This is a genomic window from Dokdonia sinensis, assembly GCF_003688895.1.
GTDB lineage: Bacteria > Bacteroidota > Bacteroidia > Flavobacteriales > Flavobacteriaceae > Dokdonia > Dokdonia sinensis.
The window spans coordinates 88,998-107,098 of record NZ_REFV01000008.1; the positions used below are offsets into that span (position 1 = coordinate 88,998).

An 18,101-nucleotide genomic window follows, 5' to 3' on the forward strand; every position below is an offset into this window, starting at 1 on the left:
ATTACAAATTACTAAAATGCCGAGGCTAGAAAATTCTGTTAAGCACAACACTTGCATCTAGTAGGATGATACAGAAGACTCCCGCCACAATGATAAACTTTAAAATATTATGAAGAATTATATAATGTGTCCTAACCTTAGATTGCCAGAGAATTCCTAAAAAAATGAGCAATAAGACCACACTTCCATAAAAATAAAGGTTCATATACCCTATAGCAAAATGATTTATTAGAAAGTAAATGGGAATAATTGTTAATCCCGCGAGGGCGGTAAGCAACCATTTTGAAGTGAGCACACCGTAAATCACAGGAATGGTCCTGTAGTTTTGGGCTAAATCTCCTTTCAAATTTTCAAGATCTTTTACCATTTCTCTCATCCCAATAACTAAAAACAAGAAACTCCCGTGTACAAAAATTACCGGAGCCTGATTACCGTAATAAATAAAAATCGCAAAGAAAGGAATAACTGCCAGCGTTGCGGCCACAAGATTTCCGAGCAAGGGTACCTTCTTGAGCTTATGAGAATAAAACCAGATTCCAAAAATATACAGTGAAAAGAAAACAACTGCTCTAAAGGAAATAGCGCTCGCTATAATAACAGCACTGAAATTCAGGACAAAGTAGACCGCAAGCTTCGTTTGCTGGCTCACGAGCCTATCCAGCATTGTTTTAGTAGGCCTATTGATCAGATCTTTCTCAGAATCGTAGAAGTTATTTATGATATAACCGCCCGCGATGGTCACTGCAGATGCCAGAACAAGCAAGAATAAATAGGGATCAAAAATTACATCCCGCAATGGTAATTCTGGAGCAAGAATGAAAATAGATGTAAGGTATTGAGCCAGAACGATTACAAGAATATTGTAACCCCTCACCACCGAAAACAAACTAAATATCTTGAGAAGAAGGCGTTTGTTTTTTCGCGAAAGCATAAAAAGCCTTTTAATTCATAGCTAACTAGAAGTTGTAAACGACCTCTAGCTTATAATCTTTAAGCGCAGCTTGTGCCTTATCGATATCCTCCGTAAAACCGAGCATATAACCGCCTCCACCAGAACCACATAGCTTGAGATAATAATCGTTAGATTCTATCCCTTGTTTCCACAATTTATGGAATTGTGCCGGTATCATAGGCTTAAAGTTATTAAGCACCACTTTAGAGAGTTGCTTCACATTGCCAAAGAGTGATTTTACATCGCCCTTAAGAAAATCCTCCACGCAGGCATCCGTATGTTTTACAAATTGATCCTTGAGCATCGCTCTAAAACCCTCTTGCTTCATACTTTCCATAAAGATATTTACCATAGGAGCAGTTTCTCCTACAATACCGCTGTCTAAAAGAAAAACAGCACCCTTTCCCTCTTTTTGAGATGGGATCCCAGCAGGTTCTATATTGTCTTGACTATTAATTAAAATAGGAAGGCTTAAATAACTGTTAAGTGGATCTAATCCAGAAGACTTACCGTGAAAGAAAGACTCCATAGCGCCAAAAATAGCCTTGAGTCGCAACAGCTTTTCCCGAGTTAGATTTTCTAAAACCGTAATCTTATCCAGAGCATATTTATCGTAAATAGCGGCAACCAGTGCACCGCTACTCCCCACACCATACCCCTGAGGGATGCTAGAATCAAAATGCATACCTGCAGCTACATCTGCATTGAGCGTATCCATATCAAAAGTTACTAAACTTGCATCTAAATCCTTGAGATATGTCGCAAACCTAGCGAGATTCTCGTTGGATTTTTTAGCTTCGGCTGTTTCAGCATCTTCTGTTTTGAGAGCTCCGTTATAAAAGTTATAAGGAATGGCAAGACCTTTTGAGTCTTTTATAATACCATATTCTCCGAAGAGAAGGATTTTAGAATAAAATAGGGGTCCTTTCATATAGGCAAAATTAACGTATTATTCTTAAAACACGACCGCTGTTACAGGGATTAGCCTAGATTTAACGTAAAACAATCGCTTTTTACAAGCACATAAACGCAATTTAAAGATAAGAATTATAAATTAGCACCTGTATGTCCTCACAACCATCATCGCTCAACCGTATCGTGACTGCCCTTTTCTTAGCGGCCATTCTGGTGGCTGTATCCTTACCGAGTAGTTCGACATTAGAGCCTGGAGACACACAATGGCTATATCTAAGTTGTATAAACATCATAGGGCTCGTGGTGCTTTTTACGCTTTCGCGAAAAATATCTTGGCATAAAAACAAGCTCACAAAATATTTCTTTTTGAGCTTTTTAGGTTTTCTATTTTTTTCTTGTCTATCACTTATCACAGCAATTAACGTTCCCGAAGGTGTTCTCGCCATCGCCAAAGTTGCAACAACACTCGCAACAATAACCATTATCTATGGTCTTGCACAACTACAGAGCACATCCCTGATTAAAACTGTAGCTCCACTGCTCGCCATTTATATACTATTTCTTGCCATTCCCGTAATTTGGATATTCTTAAAAGATCCTACAATTGCCCGTAGTACCGCACTACTAGCTCCTGCAAAATTGAATTTCGGGAATCGCAATATAACGGCAGCGGTTTTAACCTGTTGCATCCCTTTTTGCTATTATGGATTAGGAATTTCTTATAATAGAGCAAGGTGGCTTTTTAAAATTCTTTATGGTACGGGCCTTATTCTCGGACTAACAGCAGTATTCTTTATTGCCTCCCGAACATCCTTTGTTTCATTAATTACGCTTGGGTTTATTGCCATAATCAGCGCAATGTACCAAGCACATAAAACAAAGTTTTCAAAGCCTCAGTTACTAAAAAGACTTGCAGTCATCATTACTGTTCCGTGCATTCTACTATTTCTTGTGCTACAGACAAATAAAATCACACCAGATACTCCAAATACAATAAGCCAACTACTCATAACTCCGGAGACGACTAAAGATGTGCAACAGCCATCACTTACAAATGACGAGGTGGGGAATGACAATGCCAGGCTTATGTTTTATAAAATTGCCTTAGACGACTTTAAGCAAAATCCCATACTCGGAGTAGGTGCTGGAAACTGGAAACTTTCTGACAAAACAAAATTTTACAAAACCTTTAATCGTAATACCATTCTGAACCCGCAACGGGTGCATAATGACTTTTTACAGGTACTGGCAGAGATTGGGGTTTTTGGGTTCTTATGTTTTGTAGGGCTTTTTACAATACTATTTCTTACTATTATTCGGCTGATTAAAAGTGAAGACGAGACAGGTCTTGGGTTTTTACTTTTGGCGGGTTTGTCGGTATATGCTATCGATGCTTTGCTCAATTTCCCGATGGAGCGACCGCAGTTGCAAGTTTTCTTTGGATTGCTGAGCGCGATGGTATTGGGAGGGGTTACGCTTTCGCGAAAGCGTAAAAAAGAACATTTCATATCTACCCAAACATCTTTAGCTGTTTTAGGAACGGTTTGCCTACTCTTACTCGGCGCGACTTACGTAGACTATTTAAAATTCGAGGATTCACGTAACGACCGCTACGTACATTCAGACTACAAGTTTAAGGACTTTCTTAACGGAGATAAATTCACCCTTTCTTATGATGCGGCCTCTCAATTACTGGATGGATATTTTGACATTAATGGTGACGGAACAGCCCACGACCATATTTTAGGAATGTATGCGATGAGTGAGGAAAAGATGGATAGAGCGCTGTATCATTTTGACAAATCAATAAAAGTCGCGCCGTATGGCTACAACTCGCATATGCTCAAAGCGATCATTTATAAAGACAAGAAAGTAAATCTGGACAGTGCGGTGTATTATGCAAAAGAAGGAGTTGCACATAGACCGTCATTGCGTAATAATTACACAGTATTGCTCAACACCTACAAACTGCAAAAGGATACTTTAAACTATCTGTCCACCTCTGAAAAATATCTGGAATATTACCCTAGCGATGTCAATGTATGGAGACAGCGAGCACTGCAAACACTTTCTAAAACAAAGGATTTTACTAAAACCCTTGAAATAATAAATAGCGGATTAAAAGCAAATCCAAAAAACCCTGTGCTTTCAAATCTTGAGGAGCTCGTTATTTCTAAAAAACCAGGAGCTGTGGTAAAAAGGACAAATCAACAGCGACTCAACCTGGCATTAGGTTATGCGAAGCAACGAAAATATATTCTCGCCAATAAAGAATTGGCCCTTATTCTAGAGAACGACCCGAACCACTATCTTGCCTTGTTCAATTTAGGCTTTAACGCATCAAGACAAAACCTTCATCAAGAAGCCATAGCTTATTATACTAGAGCAATAGCAACTGGACAATATAAAGATGGAATTGCCGAGTATAATCGAGGCCTAGCTTATGAACGTTTAGGATTAAAAGAAAAGGCTGCTCAGGATTATCGAAAGAGCAAATCCCTAGGATATAGGGTCGCACAAAGACTTCCTGCCAGCAAACTCAACCCTAACTAATATACCTTAGCTTGAACTTCTATAATTGCACAGCTCCCTTTCCTGCAAAATCTTCGATAAATTCTTGATCCTTGCAGTATTGAGAAAGCTCCCCTGCGATAAATGCGAGAACATTTTCCTTTTCACTTTTAGGGTATAGCACATGTACGTTTGCTCCCGCATCCAGAGTAAAAGAAACCTTTGAACCAGACTGTGCTCTATACTCCCAGATTTTATTGATGATCTCAAGTGTATTAGGTTTCATTAAAATGAAGTAAGGTTGGCTGGTCATCATCATTGCATGCAATGTGAGGGCTTCACTTTCTACAAGCTCTATAAAAGCATCCAGATCACCAGTTTTAAAAATTCCTTTTAGCGCTTCTAGATTGTCATTTGCCTGTGTAAATCGTGCCTCGGCGTAGGCGTGATTTTTCATAAGACCGTGGCCTACAGTACTACTTACTTGCTTTTCACCTTTATCCACAAGGAGAATAGTATCTTGGTACTCCTTAAAAACCTCGTGAATTTCAAAAGGATATGGTGTCCCATACAACTGGCTACTACCTTCTATCTCCGCATGTGTTCCCCAAACGATTAAAGGTCCTCCTATACTCCTACTAGCGCTTCCAGAGCCGAGTCTTGCTAAAAATGATGCCTTTTTCTTAAAAAAGTCATCCGCCATATCGGGTTGCAATCCCTTCTCAATGGTCATCAAACATAATGCGAGCGCACTCATTCCAGAAGCAGAGGATGCAATGCCAGAACTGTGAGGAAAAGAATTAGAAGTCTCAATGGAAAATTTATAATTCTTTATAAAAGGTAAGTATTGCTCAATGCGTGTAAAAAAACCCTCAATTTTCTCTCTGAATTCTGGCGCGGGATTTCCGTCTAGAAAAATTTCAAAGGTCGTCTTTGCAAAGGGATTCTCAACAGGTTCGTAGTTTAGAGTCGTTACGGTATGGCAATTATTTAAGGTAAAACTTACACTAGGATTTTTGGGCATTTGCTCGCCGTATTTTCCCCAGTACTTCACAAGCGCTATATTACTGGGAGATTGCCAAGTCACACTGCCCGAGGATGCCTTAACGTCGTATCCTTGTGGAAGAAATTGTTCTACCGTCATCTAGTTAAATTTTACACAAATATACCGCATTAGACTGCGCTAGACGAAAGGTTAAAATGCATTTTTTTACCTTCGATGTTTTTAGCATTACTATGAAAAAAGGACTTAGAACAAAACTACTCATCGCTATTGGGATTTGCTTGCTCGTAGGACTCATTGGTTCGATGGCAACCCAAACGAGTGTTTCTGGTTGGTTTGAAACCTTAGAAAAACCATCTTGGAATCCGCCCAGCTGGCTATTTGCACCTGTGTGGACATTACTTTATATTCTTATGGGAGTCGCAGCAGCACTAGTCTGGAACAAAGGTTTCCATCAGAAAGGAGTTCAGAAGGCACTGTATATCTTCGGCTTTCAGCTTCTTCTCAATGCGTTTTGGAGTATTATCTTTTTTGCTTTGAGAGCTCCTTTATGGGCATTGGTAGAGATTGTGATTTTATTTATAACCATAATTCTCACTATAAAAGCTTTCAAACCTATAAGTAAAACAGCAGCTTACTTATTGATTCCCTATACACTCTGGATAGCATTTGCAACATTATTAACCTTAGAAATCGTGAGGCTCAACTAGCCATTTCAAGAAGTTTGGACATCGTACGATAATTACGGGCAGTGGCATTTACATTAAGTTTGCGCTCTATAATATTCCCTGTAAGTTTTGCTCTTCCATATCCGTTTGAGGCAAAGAAATAGACGCATCTGGACGTGATATGGAATTCTTCATCAGCATAAACTTCAGCGTTGAGCGTTGCTGTTTTTTCTTTGGTCGGCGGGTTGTCCAGTAAGATAAAATAAGACTTTTCTTTCTGTTCTTTTGGGAACGGACAATCTAAGATTATTTTTTGAAGAGTCTGCAGGTCGAGCACAAGGGTCAAGACTTCGAAGTTGTAGGACTGTTTGATTTTTTCTTTTATTGCTTTCGCGAAAGCGGACACATCACCCCCACAACTCTCGAAAACCACATTGCCGCTTTGAATGTGTGTCTCCACATTTTTAAATCCCAATTCTTGAAAAAGTACTTTGAGGTCTGCCATTAGTATCTTCCTGTGACCACCTACATTTATGCCTCTAAGCAGGGCGATGTATTTATTCATTTTTTATCTCATTGCGTCGCATAGGCATCGTGTCTATAAGGTCAAAGAATCGCTGTGGTTCCTGAACCGTACTACTCTCAAACTTCACGCCTCCATCCAGACCGACTAAGAAAACTTTAAACCCCTTAAACTCTTCAGTAATGTCCACAAATTTTACTTCACCAAAATCTGTGCGCTCTCCTTCATTAGTATGTTCAATAAACACCAACTTATAATCGTCAAATTTAGATTTGACTTCCTTGAGCTTCTTAGCTTGAGATTGCGCTTTCTCGTCGTCAAAACTGGGAGCATAAACGACAATCGCTCTTTTTTTCCATTGTAGCGACTTAAGATTCTGGGATATCATTGTCATAGGAGCAAAGATTAAAAGGGTTAAAAAAAATTTCACAGTTTCTTTTTGTTTACGATAGCCTGCGCCACGATGTAACCGCCCGTCCACGCATTCTGAAAATTAAAACCACCTGTAATAGCGTCTATATTAAGGACTTCTCCTGCAAAATACAAATGTTCACACACTTTGCTTGCAAACGTCTTAAAGTTCACCTCCTTAAGGTCTACACCGCCAGCGGTTACAAACTCTTCTTTAAATGTACTTTTCCCGCTTACGCGAAAGATGCCACTCGTAAGTTCATTACTCAAGGACAACAACTGAACTTTGTTCAAATCTGCCCATTTCATGTCATTTGAAATACTCGATGCCAAAAGTAAGTTTTGCCAAAGTCTTTTAGGCAACTCAAACTGTGCGTACGTGTGCGGTGACTGCTTTGCAAACTTTATTTTGAGTTCGCTCAGAGCATCCATTGCATCCTCTGGAGAAAAATGCACGAGCCAGTTTACCTTTACGTCAAAATTATATTTGGTTGCCGCGAGTTCCTGAGCTCCCCACGCAGATAACTTTAAGATTCCTGGTCCACTCATTCCCCAGTGTGTAATGAGCAATGGCCCCTGTGATGCGAGTTTTGTTCCCATTACCTCAACCGAAGCTTCGGTTGCCAGCCCCATTAAATCTTTTATTCTGTTATCTTTTATATTAAAGGTAAATAACGATGGTACAGCTGGAGAAACAGTATGCCCCACAGATTGTAGCAGTTTCCAGACTTTAGGATTACTCCCAGTCGCAATGACAAGGTCGTCACATAGAAAGTCACCTTGAGTAGTTGATATTTTCCAATGAGAAGAGGTACCTATGTATTCAAACTCCTGAACAGAATGATTCTTAAGTACAGAAATGCCTAAATCTTGCGAATCTTTAAGAAAACAGTCAATAATAGTCTGTGAACTGTCAGAAGTTGGGAACATCCTTCCATCCTCCTCAATTTTTAGTTCTACACCGCGCTCTTCAAACCAAGCAATGGTATCTCCAGTCATAAATGTGTGAAAAGGCCCAAGCAGCTCCTTCTCTCCCCGAGGATAGTTTTCCGACAAGTCTTTTGGCACAAACTCTGCGTGCGTCACGTTACAACGACCACCGCCAGATATCCGGACCTTAGTCAATACTTCCTTGCCCCGCTCTAATATCGAAACGCGCAAACTCGGGTCACTAGACGCTACATTTATCGCCGTAAAAAAACCAGCCGCACCACCTCCTATTATAATTACATCGTGTTTATTCATTATCGGTACTGGGGACTACAGGAAGTTCAAACTCTATCTTTGATTTCGGTTTATAAATATTGAATTTCCAAGGTGCGAGTGTTACCTGAGTAAAGCCCTCCATTTTAAGCTCATTACCAGTGAGTGCGTTTACGAAATCACCTTTAAAATCAAAATATGCCGTAGCGTTCTTACCAGAAAAATTTCCTACAAATACAAGTTGCTCATCATCTTTATCTCTGGCAAAACTCAAAATTGAGCCATCCTTTTGATCTATCTTAATAAGTCCCGCGTTATTCTTACCGCCGTGCAGAGCCGGATTGGTATTTTTTAATTGCCCTAATTTCTTTAGAAGTTCAAAGTAGGTTCCTCTATTTTTCGGTATACTATCTTTTTCAAAGAAAGCCAGTCTATGGTCAAGGTCGTATTCCTGTCCACTATATATAAGAGGCATTCCCGGCAGCATATAAGTAAGCGTTGTAAAAATTTCTTTATTCTCGGGCATACGTTCACCCAACGTCCCTGCCCAAGAATTCTCATCGTGATTTGTAACGAAATACATATTAATGTCGTCCCCGCCCAGCGTCTGATCGTATTTTGCAAGTAACGTCCAGAAATCTACAGTAGAGCGTTCCTCTTTTGCCATAGCATTTAAGAGATGGTGCATCTCCCAGGCGTAGTGCATATCAAAACCATTTGCCATTAAATCGGGCTGTTCTGCCTCGGCAAGCATAAAAATAGGCTTGACTGTTTTCAGAGTGTCCACAGCTTCTGCAAAAAACTCTACTGGAACCTTATGCGCAACGTCCATACGGAAACCATCTAAGTCGTGCTGTGTGACCCAGTATTTAAGATCTGCAATCATCTGCGCTTGCATATCCTTATTATTGTAATTCAAATCGGCAACATCTGTCCAACCGAAGGATTCACCTGTATCTGTATTTATAGGGTCTACAATCTCTCCTTTATCATTTGTAGTGTACCATTCTGGGTGCTGGGTAATCCAAGTATGGTCCCAGCCAGTATGATTAGGAACCCAGTCTAATATAATGGCAATGTCGTTTTTATGCGCTTCGGCAATCATTTCATCAACATCCTCGAGTGTTCCAAACTCAGGATTTACTTCCCTGAAATCAGAAACTGCATAATAACTTCCTAATGAACCTTTGCGTTTTGTTTCGGAAATGGGGAAGATGGGCATTACCCAGATTATCTTGACGCCAAGTTCTTTGAGCACAGGAATATCCTTTGTGAACGCATCAAAGGTGCCTTCAGGCGAGTACTGTCTAATGTTTGCCTCATAAATGACCGCTTTCTCTTCGGTTGCGTGGTTAAACGGTGTTAACGATTTTGTTTCCGCTTTCGCGAAAGCGGACTTCTCATCAGCACTATTCTTACAACTGAAAATGAGAAAAGACATCACTGAGATGTATGCAATTTTTTTAAGCATTTTTATGATTTTTTATCCTATACGAAGATACCAAATGTTAAGAACGAAAAGCACCTCACTTTCATTTCCATTCTCATATCGTGAATTTAAAACCTAAATTATTGTGTAATTCTAACTTTAGCTGTATTCTATTGTGTATATTATAGGTAAATACGACTTGAAAACACGAAAACGTTTTCGTAACTTTATCGTTGTAGTGTAGTTGGCTTAACACAATTTTTACATAAATTTAACCCTTACATATGGCTCATAATGTCATATAATTAAACTAAGCAAACTAATTTTAAACAAGAATCTTATGAAGAAAGTATTACTTAAAAGTATGCTACTCCTCGTTGCAACCCTCTTTGCTGGCATTTCGTATGCTCAGACGGTAACTGGAACAGTGACTGAAGAAAATGGTCCGCTTCCAGGAGCTAATGTAGTAGTTAAAGGCACCTCTAACGGTGCAACTACCGATTTTGACGGTAATTACACCTTAAACGAAGTACCAAGTGATGCTGTACTAGTTTTCAGCTACGTAGGCTATGCTTCTCAAGAAGTGGCAGTGGCAGGCAGAAGTGTTGTAAATGTTGCTATGGCATCAGACAATGCACTTGATGAAGTTATACTTATAGGGTATGGATCAACAACAATTAAAGATGCAACTGGATCTGTTACCGCAGTTACTTCAGAGGATTTTAACCAAGGGGTTATTTCTTCTCCAGAGCAATTAATCGCTGGTAAATCTGCCGGAGTTCAAATTACAGAAACATCAGGTTCCCCTGGAGCTGGTATTAATATTAGAATACGTGGTGCAAGTTCTGTACGAGGAGGTAATGATCCTTTATTTGTAGTTGACGGAATTCCACTTTCTGGAGGTGGAGCGCCTGCGCCAGGTGGACTTGGAGTAGGAGGAGGAGATGCTAGAAACCCTCTTAGCTTTCTTAACCCAAACGACATCGAAAATATTTCCATTCTAAAAGATGCCTCTGCAACAGCGATTTATGGAGCGAGAGCTGCTAATGGAGTTGTAATCATTCAAACTAAAAAAGGAAAAGGACGTAAAGGCGTTTTTGAGTTAAATACGTCTGTAAGTTCTGCGTTTGCAAGAAAGAAGTACGATCTTCTTGATAGAGAGAATTTCTTAGATGCTATTGAAAAATTCGGTGGAGATAGAGAGGCTGCTGACTTTGGTTTTGATAATGATTTCCAAGACGAAGTACTTAGAAATGCATTTTCTAGAAGAACAGACTTAGCCTATTCGAAAGGATTTGAAACTGGAAACGTTCGTATAGGAGGAAGTTATAGTAATCAATTTGGTATTATTGAGAACTCTGGACAGGAACGTATCACTGGAAGACTGAATGCTACAAAGCGTTTTTTTGACGATAAACTTACTATCGATTTCACAGGAGCAATTTCAAGAGTAAATGATCAGGCACCTCCACTTGCGGCTACTGCTGGATTTAACGGAGATTTGTTAGGTTCTGCGATTATCGCTAATCCGACTTGGCCTGTAGATAGCACATTTAACCCTCAGGGTGGTGCTAGAAATCCATTGAACTTGCTCGATAATTATGATGCTCGATCTAATAGTGAAAGATATCTAGCAAACATAGCAGGTACTTTTGATATTACTGAAGAATTAAGTGCTAGAGCGGCTTTTGGGTACGATGAAAATGATACGCAAACGACCGCTATTTATACTTCGGATGTTTTTGGATTTCAAGGTATATCTGGGGACGGTCGAGGGCAAATAGCTCGCTTTAAAGAGATCAACAAGCTCTTGGAAGGAACACTCAATTACAAGAAAGAATTCGGAAATGTAAATCTTGATTTACTTGCTGGATACTCTTATCAACAATTTAATCGTCAAGGTTTTAATGGTGAAGGTTGGGGTTTCCAAAACAGCAATCTTAATAATATGCGTGATGCATTATTTAATGCCTATGACGAATTAGAACGTGCTGCTGGATCATCTGCTCAGATTTATGGTTACGATGGTAACATTGCCGTTTCTCAAACTCTGAACACAGAAACAGAGCAAGTGGAGCAAACAGATATCACAAATAGTTTTGATCGTCCTGTGCGTTCATTCTTTGCAGATGAATTTTCTAATGCAGACGAGATTCAATCATTCTTTTTTAGAGCGAATGCATCCATATTAGACAAGTATTTGATAACTGCAACGGTTCGTCGAGACGGTTCGTCAGTATTTGGTCCAAATGAAAAATATGGTAACTTTCCTTCTGGAGCTATAGCCTGGAAAATTTCTGAAGAAGATTTTGTAGGTGAGAATGTATCTACTCTAAAACTTCGTATAGGTGCTGGGGTTGTAGGAAACTCTCAAGGTCTTGGTTTTGCCAGATTCTTACAGTTAAATACAATCGGAGGACCATCGATTAATAATGACGGTGATCTACTTCTTGGAGCACTAACTAGTCAAGGTGCTTTTAATCCAAATTTGAAATGGGAAAATACTGTTGATTACAACCTCGGTTTGGATTTTGGTTTCAATAATGATAGACTAAATGGAACATTCAACGTTTATAGAAAAGAAACGAATGACCTACTCTTTGAAACGCAGTCTGCCTTCCCTGGAAGTGGTCCTCGTGTATTTCAAAACCTATCGCAGTTTACTGTTATAAACCAAGGTGTTGAATTTGCCATAAATTATGATTTTGTACAAACTGAAGACGTAACATTTTCTGCAAACTTCAATATTGCCTATAATGACAACGTAGTGGAGGGTGCTCCAGGTGATATTAATACAGGTGAAATTAGAGGACAAGGATTAACTGGAGCTTTCTCACAGCGTTTAAGTAGTGGACAACCTTTATTCTCTTGGTTTATGCCAGTATTTGAAGGATTTGATGATGATGGATTTCCTATTTATGAAGATGTAGATGGTGATGGATTAGGTGATGCCGCACTTGATAAGAAATTCGTAGGAGAAAATGCTTTACCAGATGTTACTGGAGGTTTATCTCTAAATTTACGTTACAAAAGATGGAATGTTGGAACTTATTTCGTAGGTCAATTTGGCTTCTCGGTTTACAATGCAACTGCAAATGCTTTCTTTACTGCTGGTAATCCTACTAGTGGTAGAAACACAAACTTTGATGTACTTAATAGTCCTGAATCGGGAGGATCCTCAGCAGATGTTTCTACAAGATTCTTAGAGAAGGGGGATTTTGTAAGACTTCAAAACGCGACGGTTGGTTACGACTGGCCTTTAAGCGGTGATGGTTTTATAGATTCTCTTAGACTATCAGCAACGGCTCAGAATCTATTCTTAATTACAGGATATAGCGGTCTTGATCCTGAAATTACTTCGAACACTGGAGATTTAGGTAGTGGGGTTCCTACTCAAGGAATTGATTATTCTTCTTTCCCTAGGCCGACTACGATAACATTAGGCGTTAACGCCAGATTTTAAAAAAAAAAGAAAAATTATGAAAACACAAATGAAAAAAATAAGTGGATGGGGCCAAATACTATGCCTCACAGCGCTTTTCGGAATGTACTCCTGTACAGATTTAGAGGTCGAAACACCCGATTCTGTAGTGGTAAATCAAGGTGATGAAGCTGGGTTTCAAGGTATTTCAGACCCTTCTTCCTTTGTTGAAAATTCTTTTAACAGTCTTAGAGGACTAATAGGTGATCAAGCAAATTTATTTGCATTATCTGAGGTTACTACTGATGCCGCCCTTATTCCAACTCGTGGAGGGGATTGGGGTGATAATGGTCTGTGGAGACAATTACATCAGCACAACTGGAATTCAGAACACCAATTTTTCCTTAATGTATTTAGAGACTGGAACAACTTACATTTTCAAGCTACACAAGTTTTAGATCCATTAACAGACGCGGATGCTGAAACTAAGGCAAATGCTTCTTTCTTGAGAGCGTTGGGTATGTTTGTTGTCGTTGATAATTTCAGACAAGTACCCGTAAGAGACCCGAATACAGATGACACTGTAGCTCCAGAAGTTTTACTCCCTTCTGATGTGCTTCCTATGATTGTAAGTGATTTAGAATTTGCAATTACAAATCTTCCAAATATTAATCCAGGAGGAAACAATGTCCGTCCAGGAAAAAGTGCTGCTAGATACTTGTTAGCCAAAGTTCTATTAAATAAGCACGTATACTTAGAGACTACACCTGACAACGCTGACATGAACCGTGTAGTAAGCCTCGTAGATGCAATTCAGGCTGACGGTTATGGTTTAGTAGACGGATATTTTGATATATTCAAACAAGACCTAGATAATGAGACTATTTGGTTCATTGATACTGCCGTTGGAAATAGAATTTGGAATGGTCTTCACTACAACTCCGCTCCAGTGATAGCAGGTGGTGGTTGGAATGGTTTTGCCACATTATCAGAATACTTTGATTTATTCGAAGGAAATCCTGACATTAACGTAGAAGGTAGTGGTCAAGAAGAGCGTCGTGGTTTTGTACCGACTGCTGGATTACCTATAGGCGCTGTCCCAGGTGGTAGCGATGCGAATGACAATGGCATTGCCGATGGTAGTGAAATAGGAAATGGATTTTTACTTGGTCAACAATACAATGAAGACGGTTCGTTGACTCTTGACCGACAAGGGGCGCCTCTTAAATTTACAAGAGAATTTGTGGACGGAAATGGAGCTCAAAGTTTGATTAACAACGGAGAGGAAACTGGAATCCGTGTAATAAAGTATAATCCTCGTTTTGGTGGATTTACTAACCACGAGATATTCTTTAGATATTCTGATGCCCACTTAATGAAAGCAGAAGCGCTATTGCGCAGTGGTGGAGACGCTACTCCTTTAGTTAATGAACTTAGGATTTTAAGAGATGCTAGTCCTTTAGGCTCTGTAACGGCACAAGAACTCATAGACGAAAGAGGACGTGAGCTTTATATGGAACTATGGCGTAGAAATGACCTTGTTCGCTTTAGCCAATACACTAAAGACTGGGAATTCAAAGTACAGAATGCAATAGATAATCCAATTAGAAACGTATTCCCGATTCCTTTGAGTCAATTAGTAGCAAATCCTAACCTAGTTCAGAATCCAGGTTACTAGATTATATTTTGAATTAAGCTTAAAAAGAGGGTTACTTGTTAACCCTCTTTTTTATATTTATACCCTACCCTAATCTCAATTTAATTGCTGTTCGAACGGTACAAAATATTACTACTTGCTCTATTCCTTATTACTTCTTGCAAGGAAAATGTAGATGAAGTATTACGCTTTCGCGAAAGCGTAACCACAAACATTACCTTCTCTAATACTATTGAGAACACCACAAATCTTAACATCCTTAACTACCTCTATTTCTATAACGGAGCTGGAACTGCCGTTACCGATTTTGACGGGGACGGCTTAAAAGACATCTACTTTACCTCAAACGCCCGTGCGGATGAACTATATCTAAATCAAGGAAATTTAGAATTTAAAAATGTCACTTCCACATCAGGAATTTCTAATGTTGAAGGATGGACAACCGGAGTCACCATTGTCGATATTAATAATGATACTAGACCAGACCTCTATATCTCTAAAGTAAGTGGTCATTTGGATTTAAAAGGACACAACTTACTTTACATAAATCAAGGGATCCAAAATGGAAAACTAACTTTTACCGAAGAAGCCAACAAGTACGGACTTGATTTTTCAGGATATGGTACGCAAGCAGTTTTCTTTGATTATGATTTGGATGGTGATTTAGACGCCTATCTCCTAAATCATTCTGTACATCCCAACAGTAATTACGGTCGAGGTACCAAAAGAAAAAAAGTAGATTCCCTAAGTGGAGATAAATTGCTTAAAAATGATAATGGCACTTATACCGATATTTCAAAAGATGCAGGCATCTATCAAAGCATCATAGGCTACGGCTTAGGAATAAGCGTAGGCGACCTAAACGATGACGGCCACCCCGACATTTATGTAGGTAATGACTTTTTTGAAAACGACTATCTGTATATTAATCAGCAGGATGGTACTTTTAAAGAGGTAAACAGTTCTGAGGGAGCACTAGGACACTCCACCCATTTCTCGATGGGCAACTCCATTGCAGATTTGAACAATGATGGTTTACAAGATATTTTTTCGGTAGATATGTTGCCAGATGACTTAAAAACGCTTAAAGCTTCTGGGACAGAATACCCCTACCCCACATATCAAAATCAATTGCGTAGTGGTTACCAGCCACAATTTATGCAGAACACCTTGCATCTCAATAGGGGGAACGGTACATTTTCAGAAACCGCTTTTCAGAGCGGTATTTCAGCGACAGAATGGTCGTGGGCACCACTTACTGCAGACTTTGACAACGATGGAAATAAAGATATCTTCATCACAAACGGTATCCAAGGAGCTACTAACGATATGGATTTCATTAATTTCATATCAAATGAAAGTATCCAAAAAAGACTAGGCGCAGGAATGAAGGCCGAAGATTTAAGCTTCACCAAAGAACTACCCCAAAAGAAAACCCCGAACTACCTCTTTAAAAACAAAGGAAACGGAACCTTTGAGGATGTTAGTAATACTTGGATGAAGACGAAGCCTTCTTTCAGCAACGGGGCTTCTTATGCCGATTTGGACAATGACGGGGATTTGGACATTATCATCAACAACGTAAACGAAAGAGCGACTATTCTAGAAAACAGAACGACAGAATTAGACAGTATAAACAATTATCTGAATGTCTCTTTTTCAGGCCCAGATAAAAACCGTCTGGGAATAGGCGCAAAAGTTATTGTATATCATAAAAAAGAACAACAGCTTTTTGAAAACTATACAACAACCGGTTATCTCTCTGCGGTCGCTCCAGAGATTCACGTAGGACTAGGCGCAAAAGACAAAATTGATTCGCTCAAAGTGATTTGGCCAGACAAGAAATACGAGACCATTGCAAATCCAGAAATCAAGACAAGCCTCACAGTTTCTTATAGCAATGCCTCTGGAAACTACTATAAAAACAAGCAAAGCACTTCACAAAACCTAATCTCTAACACCTCGATGTCATTAACTTACAATCACGAGGACGGAATTTCATTTGAATTTGATCGCGAGCCTTTAGTTCCCTACGCCAGCACAAATCGTGGTGGTAAAGTGATTGCTGGAGATTTAAATAATGACACTCTAGATGACCTCATCACGCTGGGTGCCAAAGGTCAAGAAACAAAATATTGGCTACAAAACGCCGACGGTACTTTTGTCGAAAAGCAATTTAAAAATGACGCTTCATATCTCATAAATGAAGACATAGACGCAATTATTTTTGATGCGAACGGAGATAAGCTAAACGACATAGTCATCGTAAGTGGAGGTAACGAAATTAAAAGCGGGGAAGCGCTACAACCTCGTCTTTATCTGCAACAGGACGGTACATTCACTTTACACTCTTTAGCCTTTCAAGGTGCCGAAATGAATGCCTCTTCCGTTACCGCAGTAGATTATGACAATGATAGTGACTTGGATGTCGTGATAACGTCTAACGCCATCCCACAATCGTTTGGTGCCAAGCCTAAACAGTTTGTATTCAATAATGACGGCAATGGAAATTTTATAGATGTGTCAGAAACCTTCGGTAAAGCATTGCGCAACATAGGTAATGTACAGCATATTTCTTGGGTAGATATGGACGGCAACGGATTTCAGGATGCGATTGTTTCTGGACACTGGATGCCTATCACGATTTTACTCAATGATGGGAAAAGGCTTGAGTCACTTGAGAATGCGACCTTACCCAGCACAAGTGGCTGGTGGAATACGCACGAAGTGGCAGATTTTGATAACGACGGTGACCTCGATATCTTTGCTGGAAACTGGGGGCTTAATACTCGGCTCACCGCTTCTGCGGAGGAACCGCTTAAGTTGTATCGTAACGACTTTGACGATAATGGGAAAATTGACCCCATTCTCACCTATTTCTACAAAGGAGAGGAAACTGTTTTGGCCTCAAAGGATGAACTCGTAAAACAGCTACCCTTTATAAACAAGGAGTTTTTGAGTTATAACGCTTTCGCGAAAGCGGAACTAACCCAACTATTCCCCGTAAAAAAACTAAAATCTGCCGAAATTAAAGAAGTGCAAACCCTAGCCTCAGTATACATCGAAAATCTAGGCAATGGCGATTTTAAAATCACTGAATTACCATTCCTTGCACAAGTTTCCTCTGTATACGACTTTCTTGTAGAAGACTTCAATAAAGATGGTTTTATGGACGTTATCCTTGTTGGTAATGACTATGAAATAAGCACCCAACTCGGTAGGTTAGACGGGTCTCAAGGCTTACTTTTGCTCAACAATAAACGTGGCTTTTTTGAAGCAAAAGAGAAGCAAGATTTTAATATTTCTGGTGCTTCAAGAAGCATCAAAAAAATCACGATTAATGACAGCACTTATTATGTTGTCGGACGAAATAATGACACACCGCTTTTTTTAAAGAAAGAAGAATAA

At 39.5% G+C, this 18,101-nt stretch carries 12 protein-coding genes; 5 read left to right on the forward strand and 7 right to left on the reverse strand.

The window, feature by feature from the left end; translation table 11 throughout:
• Nucleotides 1-25: 25 nt before the first annotated feature.
• Complete coding sequence (locus tag EAX61_RS09630) at nt 26-931, reverse strand: geranylgeranylglycerol-phosphate geranylgeranyltransferase (RefSeq protein ID WP_121917477.1); 906 nt, start codon at nt 929-931, stop codon at nt 26-28.
• Nucleotides 932-956: 25 nt separating this feature from the next.
• Nucleotides 957-1,883 (reverse strand): mevalonate kinase family protein, encoded by a 927-nt coding sequence (locus EAX61_RS09635; RefSeq protein WP_121917478.1) that lies wholly within the window; start codon nt 1,881-1,883, stop codon nt 957-959.
• 134 nt (nt 1,884-2,017) lie between these two features.
• Between EAX61_RS09635 and EAX61_RS09640 the strand changes: the two genes are divergently transcribed.
• Complete coding sequence (locus EAX61_RS09640) at nt 2,018-4,420, forward strand: O-antigen ligase family protein (protein WP_121917479.1); 2,403 nt, start codon at nt 2,018-2,020, stop codon at nt 4,418-4,420.
• Nucleotides 4,421-4,439: 19 nt separating this feature from the next.
• Here EAX61_RS09640 and EAX61_RS09645 read toward each other — a convergent pair whose 3' ends face one another.
• Complete coding sequence (locus tag EAX61_RS09645) at nt 4,440-5,522, reverse strand: diphosphomevalonate decarboxylase (protein ID WP_121917480.1); 1,083 nt, start codon at nt 5,520-5,522, stop codon at nt 4,440-4,442.
• 92 nt (nt 5,523-5,614) lie between these two features.
• Between EAX61_RS09645 and EAX61_RS09650 the strand changes: the two genes are divergently transcribed.
• On the forward strand, nt 5,615-6,091 hold the full coding sequence (locus EAX61_RS09650; protein ID WP_121917539.1) for a TspO/MBR family protein: 477 nt from the start codon (nt 5,615-5,617) through the stop codon (nt 6,089-6,091).
• Here EAX61_RS09650 and EAX61_RS09655 read toward each other — a convergent pair.
• From EAX61_RS09655 to EAX61_RS09670, 4 genes are read right to left on the reverse strand one after another with little or no spacing between them, the layout of a single operon-like run.
• The gene (locus EAX61_RS09655; RefSeq protein ID WP_121917481.1) at nt 6,084-6,614 is read right to left on the reverse strand and encodes a DUF1697 domain-containing protein; all 531 of its coding nucleotides are present in this window, start codon (nt 6,612-6,614) and stop codon (nt 6,084-6,086) included. The two genes, EAX61_RS09650 and EAX61_RS09655, sit on opposite strands and share 8 nt — an antisense overlap.
• Complete coding sequence (locus tag EAX61_RS09660) at nt 6,607-7,002, reverse strand: DUF4174 domain-containing protein (protein WP_147448357.1); 396 nt, start codon at nt 7,000-7,002, stop codon at nt 6,607-6,609. The genes EAX61_RS09655 and EAX61_RS09660 overlap by 8 nt, the downstream gene beginning before the upstream one ends.
• Nucleotides 6,999-8,228 carry a BaiN/RdsA family NAD(P)/FAD-dependent oxidoreductase gene (locus tag EAX61_RS09665; protein WP_121917483.1) on the reverse strand — a complete coding sequence of 410 codons (1,230 nt, stop codon included), beginning with the start codon at nt 8,226-8,228 and terminating at the stop codon, nt 6,999-7,001. The genes EAX61_RS09660 and EAX61_RS09665 overlap by 4 nt, the downstream gene beginning before the upstream one ends.
• The gene (locus EAX61_RS09670; protein ID WP_121917484.1) at nt 8,221-9,657 is read right to left on the reverse strand and encodes an alpha-amylase family glycosyl hydrolase; all 1,437 of its coding nucleotides are present in this window, start codon (nt 9,655-9,657) and stop codon (nt 8,221-8,223) included. The genes EAX61_RS09665 and EAX61_RS09670 overlap by 8 nt, the downstream gene beginning before the upstream one ends.
• A 298-nt stretch (nt 9,658-9,955) precedes the next feature.
• On the opposite strand from EAX61_RS09670, the gene EAX61_RS09675 reads away from it, so the two are divergent.
• The 3 genes from EAX61_RS09675 (at nt 9,956) to EAX61_RS09685 (ending at nt 18,101) form a co-directional block, all read left to right on the forward strand.
• A complete protein-coding gene (locus EAX61_RS09675; RefSeq protein WP_121917485.1) occupies nt 9,956-13,078 on the forward strand; it encodes a SusC/RagA family TonB-linked outer membrane protein in 3,123 nt (1,040 codons plus the stop codon).
• 16 nt (nt 13,079-13,094) lie between these two features.
• Nucleotides 13,095-14,714 (forward strand): RagB/SusD family nutrient uptake outer membrane protein, encoded by a 1,620-nt coding sequence (locus EAX61_RS09680; protein ID WP_121917486.1) that lies wholly within the window; start codon nt 13,095-13,097, stop codon nt 14,712-14,714.
• An 84-nt stretch (nt 14,715-14,798) separates the two neighbouring features.
• Entirely contained in the window at nt 14,799-18,101 is a 3,303-nt protein-coding gene (locus EAX61_RS09685; protein ID WP_121917487.1) for an FG-GAP-like repeat-containing protein, read from the forward strand.

Excerpts from the sequence above, each read along its gene's own strand:
- EAX61_RS09630 (WP_121917477.1), bottom strand. The coding sequence starts at position 931 with ATGCTTTCGCGAAAAAACAAACGCCTTCTTCTCAAGATATTTAGTTTG.
- EAX61_RS09635 (WP_121917478.1), bottom strand. The coding sequence starts at position 1,883 with ATGAAAGGACCCCTATTTTATTCTAAAATCCTTCTCTTCGGAGAATAT.
- EAX61_RS09640 (WP_121917479.1), top strand. The coding sequence starts at position 2,018 with ATGTCCTCACAACCATCATCGCTCAACCGTATCGTGACTGCCCTTTTC.
- EAX61_RS09645 (WP_121917480.1), bottom strand. The coding sequence starts at position 5,522 with ATGACGGTAGAACAATTTCTTCCACAAGGATACGACGTTAAGGCATCC.
- EAX61_RS09650 (WP_121917539.1), top strand. The coding sequence starts at position 5,615 with ATGAAAAAAGGACTTAGAACAAAACTACTCATCGCTATTGGGATTTGC.
- EAX61_RS09655 (WP_121917481.1), bottom strand. The coding sequence starts at position 6,614 with ATGAATAAATACATCGCCCTGCTTAGAGGCATAAATGTAGGTGGTCAC.
- EAX61_RS09665 (WP_121917483.1), bottom strand. The coding sequence starts at position 8,228 with ATGAATAAACACGATGTAATTATAATAGGAGGTGGTGCGGCTGGTTTT.
- EAX61_RS09670 (WP_121917484.1), bottom strand. The coding sequence starts at position 9,657 with ATGCTTAAAAAAATTGCATACATCTCAGTGATGTCTTTTCTCATTTTC.
- EAX61_RS09675 (WP_121917485.1), top strand. The coding sequence starts at position 9,956 with ATGAAGAAAGTATTACTTAAAAGTATGCTACTCCTCGTTGCAACCCTC.
- EAX61_RS09680 (WP_121917486.1), top strand. The coding sequence starts at position 13,095 with ATGAAAACACAAATGAAAAAAATAAGTGGATGGGGCCAAATACTATGC.